The 8,743-nt window shown below is 65.9% G+C and carries 10 protein-coding genes and 1 pseudogene; 7 read left to right on the forward strand and 4 right to left on the reverse strand.

All coding sequences use genetic code 11. The features are described from left to right. Nucleotides 1-55 precede the first annotated feature (55 nt). Nucleotides 56-982: a hypothetical protein gene (locus tag LFM09_RS35125; RefSeq protein WP_414100893.1), complete on the forward strand. Its 927-nt coding sequence runs from the start codon at nucleotides 56-58 to the stop codon at nucleotides 980-982. A gap of 195 nt (nucleotides 983-1,177) precedes the next feature. On the opposite strand, the gene LFM09_RS35130 is transcribed toward LFM09_RS35125, so the two are convergent. Together LFM09_RS35130 and LFM09_RS35135 are read right to left on the reverse strand one after the other, a co-directional pair. Continuing rightward, entirely contained in the window at nucleotides 1,178-2,311 is a 1,134-nt protein-coding gene (locus LFM09_RS35130) for a hypothetical protein (protein WP_414100894.1), read from the reverse strand. Nucleotides 2,312-2,402: 91 nt separating this feature from the next. Then, nucleotides 2,403-3,200, reverse strand: a complete 798-nt coding sequence (locus LFM09_RS35135) for a FadR/GntR family transcriptional regulator (protein WP_414100895.1) — start codon at nucleotides 3,198-3,200, stop codon at nucleotides 2,403-2,405. Nucleotides 3,201-3,358: 158 nt separating this feature from the next. Between LFM09_RS35135 and LFM09_RS35140 the strand changes: the two genes are divergently transcribed. From LFM09_RS35140 to LFM09_RS35155, 4 genes are all read left to right on the forward strand, one after another. Next, nucleotides 3,359-3,511 (forward strand): hypothetical protein, encoded by a 153-nt coding sequence (locus tag LFM09_RS35140; RefSeq protein WP_414100896.1) that lies wholly within the window; start codon nucleotides 3,359-3,361, stop codon nucleotides 3,509-3,511. Nucleotides 3,512-3,957: 446 nt separating this feature from the next. Then, on the forward strand, nucleotides 3,958-4,950 hold the full coding sequence (locus LFM09_RS35145; protein WP_414100897.1) for an aKG-HExxH-type peptide beta-hydroxylase: 993 nt from the start codon (nucleotides 3,958-3,960) through the stop codon (nucleotides 4,948-4,950). A gap of 20 nt (nucleotides 4,951-4,970) precedes the next feature. Further along, on the forward strand, nucleotides 4,971-5,162 hold the full coding sequence (locus tag LFM09_RS35150; protein WP_414100898.1) for a hypothetical protein: 192 nt from the start codon (nucleotides 4,971-4,973) through the stop codon (nucleotides 5,160-5,162). Between the two features lie 190 nt (nucleotides 5,163-5,352). Next, nucleotides 5,353-6,066: an LPXTG cell wall anchor domain-containing protein gene (locus LFM09_RS35155; protein ID WP_414100899.1), complete on the forward strand. Its 714-nt coding sequence runs from the start codon at nucleotides 5,353-5,355 to the stop codon at nucleotides 6,064-6,066. Here the strand turns inward: LFM09_RS35155 and LFM09_RS35160 are convergent. After that, a complete protein-coding gene (locus LFM09_RS35160; protein WP_414100900.1) occupies nucleotides 6,063-6,854 on the reverse strand; it encodes a phosphotransferase family protein in 792 nt (263 codons plus the stop codon). The two genes, LFM09_RS35155 and LFM09_RS35160, sit on opposite strands and share 4 nt — an antisense overlap. A gap of 16 nt (nucleotides 6,855-6,870) precedes the next feature. Then, nucleotides 6,871-7,386 (reverse strand): DUF305 domain-containing protein, encoded by a 516-nt coding sequence (locus LFM09_RS35165; protein ID WP_414100901.1) that lies wholly within the window; start codon nucleotides 7,384-7,386, stop codon nucleotides 6,871-6,873. 135 nt (nucleotides 7,387-7,521) lie between these two features. Here LFM09_RS35165 and LFM09_RS35170 point away from each other — a divergent pair. Next, nucleotides 7,522-8,454: pseudogene (locus LFM09_RS35170) on the forward strand (cbb3-type cytochrome c oxidase subunit I); the annotation flags it as partial. 76 nt (nucleotides 8,455-8,530) lie between these two features. Continuing rightward, on the forward strand, nucleotides 8,531-8,743 hold a 213-nt coding region (locus LFM09_RS35175; RefSeq protein WP_414100908.1), incomplete at its 3' end, for a cbb3-type cytochrome c oxidase subunit I.

Below are 8,743 nucleotides of genomic sequence, written 5' to 3' on the forward strand. Positions count from 1 at the left end.
GCTTTCCCGGTCTGCTTACCCTGGATGACCTGTTGATCGAGCCAGAGGACACGCGATGGCAGATCCGGTCAGATCGGGTACCTCGCCCGCTGTCGCCGCGTTCGCCTCAGGTGCCGTCAGCGTCCTGTTGACCGTCGCCGCCACGCTCGTCAGTCTCCGGAACGAAGCTGACAAGAAGCAGCTCTTCGAAGTTCTCAACTGGGTCATGTACGCCGCGGGAGCGGCGACTTTCCTGGTGTTGCTCTGGATCATCAGCACGACGTTGCAGCAGCGGATCGCCCTGTTGCGATCGTTGCGCGATCTGGAAGCCCACGTGTCTCGACACGTGCGGATGCGCAAGCGCACAGACCGGCTTGTGGTCAGCCCTGGCGGCAGCGGCACCTACACGGTCGATCTCGAAGTGGAGGCGGAGCGGGACGTCGCGGTGCACTGGATCGCGTTTCCGGTGTTCTCCAGTGCGAAGTCAGGCGCCCCTGCGTGGCAAAGCGCATCGCTACGTCGCATGGTGGTTGATGGGCGAGTCCACGACGTGCGCCAGTCCTATGACCGCAGGCGGCGGTCGACCGTAGAAGGACAGCAGTACACCGGTCTCGTTTTTGAAGAATGGGTGGTCCACGTGCCGGTACCACTGGAGGTGGGCAAGTCCAAATGTCGCGTCACGTTGGAGATCGCGTTCAACGAAAGCATGCCGGCTCTATTCACGGAGGAGTCGCACATGATCGATATTTCGTACCTGACGGACGAAGTCGACGTCCACTTGATCGGTGAGGAGAGCCTTGAGCTGTACCCATCTCCGCTTGCGCGTTACCTCGTTGAAGCAAGTCAGAACCGTGATGAGCAGGTTGACGGCGAAGAGTCCATACTCCAGTCGAGCACGTGCCGACACGGCAACGGTGTCCATTGGCGGTCGAAGAACACGAAGCTCGGTTACCGATATGAGATCAAGTTCGTTGGCTGGCAACCAGTGTCGGCGAAGTCGTGATTCCCGATAGACTTCATGGTGACAGAGGAGGAGGGGACGCGATGACCCCCGACCGCACGTTGCCAGAGGACGACAGCTCGACTGCGGCGGTGCCGTCGAACCCCGGAATTCCTGTGCCTCCTGAATATCCGAGCTCGCCGGGCGAGGCAGTGAACAGAGTCGACTGGTTCCGCCGCGCACCGAACGGTGGCACGGTCAATATCGGGCTTCCCGCCACATCAGAGCCACCCCGTGACCGGGGAGAAGCCACGACCGGACGGTGAGGTCGTCCAGGTCGTCCGCCTTCAGCCACTGTCCGGTCACCGTGGCAGAGCGGAAGAGGAACGGCATGATGCTGAACTCGTGCTCAGGGGAGTGGTCGACACCGAGTTTGCGGGCGTCGAAGCTGATCTGCTCCACATAGGACGGATACGGCGGCTGCCAGTAGCAGAAACCTTCGTTGGTGCGCTGGAGCGTGCGTGATCGAACACTGAGTCCCTGGATGGCACTGACGATGTGGTCGTCCGCGATCGCGCTGAGGTCGCACTCGAAGATGCGCAGATCGCTGAGGTGATCGTGCGGGCTGAGCTTGCGCATCGTGCCCATCGACTCGCGGAAGAAAGTCAGGTAGTTCGGCCACTGGTCGAACCGCACCTCGACCGGCGGGATCTGGCTCGGTGCTGCGGATCGCCCGGCGCCGGCGTGGTCGATGTAGTCCACCGCGATCTGCGTGGAGCCGAGCAGATCGTCGACGGACTCGAGGAACAGCGACGGGTCGGTGATGTAGTAGAGCTCGAACAGGGGGTAGCGGCACGCAGCGCTGATCGTGTCGCGCAGCAGCACGTTGCTGGTGGCGAAGATGACGAAGCGGTCGACGGGGACGTTGTGCCGGAACTGGTAGGTCTGCGTCGTCACCAGGTGGTAGGTCTTCGTGTCGATGCCCTGCAGCTCCATCTTCACCGTGGTGTTGGTGCTGATGGTCAGGTCCTTGCCGTGCGGGCGCAGGCCGTTGCCGCCCAGCACCCCGGAGATCACGTCCTGGTTCGCGTCGTTGCTGCCGTAGATCGTCGTCAGGAACGTGCGCAGGACGTCACCGGGCAGCAGGTGCTCGACGATGCCGGGGCCGGCGATCCGGCCGATCTCGCTGACCAGGCGGCTGTGCACGAAGAGTTCGTACGCGCCGATCACGATGCCGATCAGTGCGGGCAACGGCCACAGCACCACCAGCACGTCGTGCGGCAGGCTGCGCGAGGTCGGTTGCCAGAGCAGGACCGCGGTCAGGTCCGCCGCGGCGACCAGGATGAGCAGAACTGCGACGGCCAGCGCCTGTTTGTGCCTGCGCGCCGCCACCACTCGTCGCCCGCCCCCTCACTCCACCGGTCGTCCATACATGGTGGGAGTGATGTCGCAGCGGCGCCAGACCCGTTCGGTCGATGCCGTATCAGCGTCTCGGGTTCCAGATCGGGTTGTCCGACACCCCCACGTACGTGTTGAGGGTGGCTCTCGCTTTGGAGTCGTCGGTGGTGAGGTCGTTGTACAGGCCGAGCAGGTGGGTGGTCATGGCGCTCTTCGCGCCCACCTCGTCGTGCCTGCGCAGGAACCAGATGATCTGCTCGTGCTCGTTCGCCGACCGGATGTGCACCTCGCGGGACGGGTGCGCGTGCCGCTTGCAGTCCTGCAGCCCCGGCACCAGCACCTGGTACATCTGCTCCAGCAGCTCGTTGTGCGACGCGCGCATCAGTGCCGAGTGGAACTCCTCGTCCGACTCGATCACCTCCTGCACGTCGTCGACCGGTGCGCGCTGGTAGCGGCGGTTCAGCTTGGCCAGCTCGTCGAGCTCACCGTCGCCCGCGCGGACCGCGGCCAGGCTCGCGGCCGTGGTCTCCAGCGCGATTCGCACCTCCAGCAGGTCGGTCTGCACGAACTGACGTGCGGCGAGCCTGCCCTCCAGGTGCTCCTCGACGGCGGCGAGGTCGGTGCGGCGGACGTACCAGCCGAGGCCGCGGCGCACCTCGACGATGCCCTGCAGCTGCAGTCGCTGCAGAGCTGTACGCAGCGAGCTGCGGGCGACATCGAGTTTGCGGGCCAGTTCCGGCTCGGTGGGGAGGCGGTCACCGGCCTTGAGCGTGCCGCCGATGATCTGCTCGCGGAGCTTCTGCTCGATGAGCTCCGGCAGCGGCCGTCGCGAGTCGGGCGAGAGCGCCCAGCTCTCGCCGAGATGGGAATCGTCGACGGGCATTGGTTCAGTTTAGGCCTCTCGCAGTCTGGTTGCAACTTGTCTGGCAACCTGGCGACCGTTGACAGACAACCTACAACTACGCGATCCTTTACGCAGGCGAGGCGCCTGGGACCGCCCACACCCGGATCACGTACTCGCCTAGTCGGGAGGGAATCGAGATGTCCGCAGGAAGTGCTCTCGGAATCGCCGCCACCGTCGCAGTCGCCGTCACCGCGATCGGCTGGCGCCGCGTTCTCACGATGGTCGCCGTCTCGGTCGTCGCGCTCGCCGTGGTCGGCTTCGTGAACGTCACCAGCGTCATGTTCGGCTGATGAGCAGAACCAGCCAGACCGGTGCCCCGGCCTGCGTCTTCGGACGCCGACCGGGGCACCGGCCGTTGTAGGGGGTCCCGGTGTTGTGCAGATCACGGTATGCTTTATGGTTTCGCGCCATCAGGGCGCGTCGCTGTGTGGCGGGCCCATGACTCCATGGCGTCGGGGGACGTGAGTAGGGGTCCGAGATGGGTGCGCCCGCTGCGAGCACGCATGCGCTTCATGCGGCGATCTCGCCTGCGTCGAAGCTGGTCGCCGAGCGGCGGGCGCTGTATCGCCTCGCGGTCGATTTGTTCGCACCTGGCATCGGGTTGTCGGACAACCTCCTCGACCACCCGCTCGTGCGCTACGAGATCGGTCGATCCCTGGCGGGGCACGGCGACCTGGATCCGGCCGTGCTGCACCGGGTCGCTGGCCTGCGGGTGCGCGACGTCGGTGTACTGCTCGTGGAGGACCCGAAGGCGGTTGATCTGCTGGAAGCGCCGTTGCGGATCGTCGCTCCACCGGGTGCGGCGCCCGCTCCGTTGACCGCTGCGGACGGGGAGCGGTTCGAGGCTGTGGCCTCGATCGTGGCCGAGGGTGTTCGGCTGTTGCGGCGGTTGGTGCCGAAGATGGCCGACGACCTCCTTGTCCACGTGTCGATGCTCGCCGTGCTGAAGGCGGAGACGTCGGGTGGTGTGGTGTCAGCGTCTTCGCGTTACGTGCCGGGCATCGTGCTGATCGACGAGCCCGCCACTCCGATCGAAGTGGCTGAGGCGCTCGTGCACGAGGGCGCGCACGAGAAGTTCTTCGATCTCGCGATCACCCGCGAGTTCCTCGACGTGCATGCCGAGGACGTCGAGTGCTTCGAGACTTCGTGGTCGCACGCCAGGTGGCCGCTGGAGCAGACGTTCGCGGCATGGCATGCGTACAGCTGCCTGGCGCAGTTCTTCATCTCGGCCAGAACCGAAGGACTCGGCCCGATCTCCCTGCTGCCCAAGGCGCGGGAACGGGCCGACGAGATCGGTGACTGGCTGCTCGCCCACGAGAACGATCTGCGTGCCGACGCGCGCTGGTTGTTGCACGGACTCGCGGGCATTCCCACAGATGAGGCGGGTGGGCAGTCTGATCTGGACCGTCTCGCCCAGAGTGTCGAACTGAACGATGACGACTATCTTCACGTATTGCCAGGTGTGCGGTTTCGGGTTGCTGAAACCGGACGAATGGTGGGAGCTCGTGTGGTACAACCGCCCGAGATCTTCTGGCTCGACACTGACGCGAGCTGGCTTGTAGCCAGGTTGCAGCAAGGCGATAGAGCGGCAATGTCGTTCGAATCCATGCTGGTGGAGGCGACTGAGCACTGGCAGGCAGATCCTGTTGTCGCGGATCGACGCCTTCGCGCAGTTCTAGGTCAACTTCTGCGTTCCTCACTGCTCGGAAAGACAAACTCGAGTATTTGATCCCTTTCGAGAAGGAACCGATGACCACCCCGAACCAACCACTCCACCGGCCGCAGTCGTCGCAGACTCCTGGCGTGCACCTTCCCCATCTTCCGACCGGGGTCGGTCCGGTGGTCGGGCAGCCAGTGACTCCCGTCGACTGGTTCAGGCGCATGCCCAACGGTGGCGGCACTGTGTTCCTGCGACCCGCCGAGGTCGAGCAGAACGACTGAGCTTCGTTCTCCTGTGTTGCTGAAGGGGCCGGTTCGCCGGCCCCTTCGGCGTTCGGTCGTTCGGGCACGCGACTTCACAGACGAATAACAACTAGGCCACAAGGCCGCAGTTGATCGTCATCTAACCCGTTCGGGCGACGTCGATCGTCTTAGATCGCGGCATCCCGCCGAGCCCCCACGGAGTAACCCGATGCGTTTGACGCCCCTGAGAAGAGCCGGCCTGCTCGCTTCGGCCGCCGTGGCCGCTGTGGCCACGCTTGCCCTTGCGACCACCGCCTTCGCGGACGAGCCGACCACGGACGACCCCCGTGCGACGCCGTTCCTCAAGAACGTCGACATCAACCACCCCGAGGCCTGCACCGTCGGTGGGCTGACCGGGACCACGATCCACCCGAACAAGTTCACGTACACCGGTGGTGACAACCAGCAGCACCTGGACATCACCGCGCTGCCCACCGGCGTCAAGGTCACGGGCATCGTGGTCAAGGGCGGGGACAAGTTCAACGTCTACCTCGCGGACAAGCTCGGCGCGACGCTGCCGTGGGAGGACCTGCGGTCGCCGTTCAACAACGGTGGGCAGCTCCCGCAGATCAGCCACTGGTACGGCTGCGGCATCGTCGACGAGCAGCCGCCGACCAGCACGAGCAGCTCGTCGAGTGAGACCTCCACGTCGACGTCCACCTCGACGGTGACGCACTCGTCGACGCCGACCTCGACCTCCACCTCCGCCTCCAGCGAGGAAGTCGCGCCGACCACGACCACCACGGTCGCGCCCGTGCCGGTCGCTGAGACCGACGACCTCGCGTCCACCGGCTTCGGGTCCGCCTGGCTGCTCGGCCTGGGCGCTGCGCTCGTCGCTGCCGGTGCGGCCGTGTTGCTGGTGCTGCGCAGGCGCCGCGCCTAAGAGTTCTCCATGAGCACGCCCCAGAGCGTGCCGAACAGGATTCGGGCTTCCAGCTGGAACTCGACGTCCGAAGGGGCCGCCCCGCCGCCGTAGATCTCCACGGCGCGCTGGGCGGCCTCTTTGCCGCGTGCACCCGCCAGGCAGGCGACGTCCCACGCGACAGGGCCGCGCCACGTGTCCTCGAAGTCGTTCCAGACCGGGCCGGCAGCCGTCATCAGGACGTTGCCGTAGTGCGAGTCGCCGTGCAGCGGCTGGACGTCGTTGTAGTGCGCGTCCCACGACTCCAGCAGTTCGTCCCGGCGCTCCCGGAACTCCTCCACCGCCACCCCGCGGCCTTCGAGGTAGGCCAGCGTGTTGTCGACGTCGTCCAACGGGCCGCGCAAAGGCAACGGACCCGCGTACGACCGAAGCTCCGCGTGCAGGTCGGGCAGCAGCTTGAGCACCTCGGGCCGCGTCAGCTCGACCGAAGGGTCGTGCGGAACGTGAGTGCTGAACGTGAGCACGAACCCGTCAGACAAGTGCGGCCCAGGAGGCAGCTCGGCGGAAGGCGCCACGACCGGAACACCGCGCGAGGCCAGGAAAGCGGACACCGACAGGTCACGGGCCAGGTGATCGGCCACAGAGGGACGCACCAGGGCCGTGCGCCGAGCGATCCGGGCGACGACCGGGGCCGGGCGCAGGTGGACGATGTAGTTGCTGCCGTCCTGCAACACCACCGGATCGGTCGACACCACGCCGAAAGACGCGGCGACCGAGACAGCGGCGCGTACTGCTGCTGAGGTGCTCACCGCAAGAAGGCTGGCATCAGCCCTGCGGCAGGAGCGACTCCATTTCCGAGATCTCCTTCTCCTGGTGCGTCACCACGTCCTGAGCCAGCTTGCGGGTCTCCGGGTCGGTGCCGGCGGAGAGGTGCTTCTTCGCCATCTCCACGGCGCCGCGGTGGTGCTGGATCATCAGCGAGAGCCACTGGCGGTCGAACTCGGTGCCGTCCAGGTCGGCGAGGTTGCCCAGATCGACCATGCCGTGGTCCTCGGCGTGGCCGTGCGACGTGTGCGACGACGCCGCGACGGGGGCGTTCCACGAGCGCAGCCAGCCGTTCATGCGGTCGATCTCCGGCTGCTGCGCGGAAGCGATGCGCTTGGCCAGGTCGATCACGTGCGTGTTCGACGTGCGGGAGTCGACCATCTCGGTCATCTCCAGCGCCTGCTCGTGGTGGGGGACCATCCCCTGGGCGAACGCGACGTCCGCCGAGTTGTGCGTGGCGGGGGAACCACAGGCGGCCAGCGACAGGACGGCGGCGACAGCGAGCAATCGGAGCACGGCGGCAGGATACGTGTGACGTGCGCTACGCCGCTGGCCACCGGCCATGGCCCACCCGAATGGAGCTGATCGGCTCCGTCTAATATCCCGGGGAGTTTCCCGAACGAACTGGTCCCACCAAGGCCTGGAGGCACCGTGACGGCCGTAGCCCCGCAGCCGATCGCAACGCGTCCTTATCCGACGCGCACTGCGGTCAAGGGGTCCTTCCTGCTGCGGATGTTCCGCACCACGGACCACAAGCAAATCGGCATCATGTACCTGGTCACCTCGTTCGCCTTCTTCATGGTCGGCGGCGCGATGGCCATGCTGATGCGGACCGAGCTGGCCCGGCCCGGCATGCAGTTCCTCTCGCAGGAGCAGTTCAACCAGCTCTTCACGATGCACGGCACCGTGATGCTGCTGCTGTACGCGACCCCGATCGTCTTCGGCTTCGCGAACTTCGTGCTCCCGCTGCAGATCGGCTCGCCCGACGTCGCGTTCCCGCGGCTGAACGCGTTCTCGTACTGGCTGTACCTCTTCGGCGGCCTGATCGTGATGGCCGGCTTCATCACCCCCGGTGGTGCGGCTGACTTCGGCTGGTTCGCGTACACGCCGCTGAGCAACGCCATCCACTCGCCCGGTGTCGGTGCCGACCTGTGGATCTCCGGCCTGGTGGTCGGTGGTCTCGGCACGATCCTCGGCGCGGTGAACATGATCACCACCGTGGTCTGCCTGCGCGCGCCCGGCATGACGATGTTCCGGATGCCGATCTTCACCTGGAACATCCTGGTGACGTCGGTGCTGGTGCTGCTCGCGTTCCCGATCCTGACCGCGGCCCTGCTCGGCCTGCTGGCGGACCGGCATCTCGGCGCCCACGTGTTCGACCCCGCCAACGGCGGCGTGATCCTGTGGCAGCACCTCTTCTGGTTCTTCGGGCACCCCGAGGTCTACATCGTCGCGTTGCCGTTCTTCGGCATCGTGTCGGAGATCTTCCCGGTGTTCAGCCGCAAGCCGATCTTCGGTTACAACGGCCTGGTCTACGCGACGCTCGGCATCGCGGCCCTGTCCGTCGCCGTGTGGGCGCACCACATGTACGCGACCGGNGCACCCCGAGGTCTACATCGTCGCGTTGCCGTTCTTCGGCATCGTGTCGGAGATCTTCCCGGTGTTCAGCCGCAAGCCGATCTTCGGTTACAACGGCCTGGTCTACGCGACGCTCGGCATCGCGGCCCTGTCCGTCGCCGTGTGGGCGCACCACATGTACGCGACCGGCGCCGTGCTGCTGCCGTTCTTCGCCTTCATGACGTTCCTCATCGCGGTTCCGACCGGTGTGAAGTTCTTCAACTGGATCGGCACGATGTGGAAGGGCCAGCTGACG

Origin of the sequence: Lentzea alba, from assembly GCF_047445655.1 — a bacterium.
GTDB classification, from domain to species: domain Bacteria; phylum Actinomycetota; class Actinomycetes; order Mycobacteriales; family Pseudonocardiaceae; genus Lentzea; species Lentzea alba_A.

Excerpts from the sequence above, each read along its gene's own strand:
- LFM09_RS35125 (WP_414100893.1), top strand. The coding sequence starts at position 56 with ATGGCAGATCCGGTCAGATCGGGTACCTCGCCCGCTGTCGCCGCGTTC.
- LFM09_RS35135 (WP_414100895.1), bottom strand. The coding sequence starts at position 3,200 with ATGCCCGTCGACGATTCCCATCTCGGCGAGAGCTGGGCGCTCTCGCCC.
- LFM09_RS35140 (WP_414100896.1), top strand. The coding sequence starts at position 3,359 with ATGTCCGCAGGAAGTGCTCTCGGAATCGCCGCCACCGTCGCAGTCGCC.
- LFM09_RS35150 (WP_414100898.1), top strand. The coding sequence starts at position 4,971 with ATGACCACCCCGAACCAACCACTCCACCGGCCGCAGTCGTCGCAGACT.
- LFM09_RS35155 (WP_414100899.1), top strand. The coding sequence starts at position 5,353 with ATGCGTTTGACGCCCCTGAGAAGAGCCGGCCTGCTCGCTTCGGCCGCC.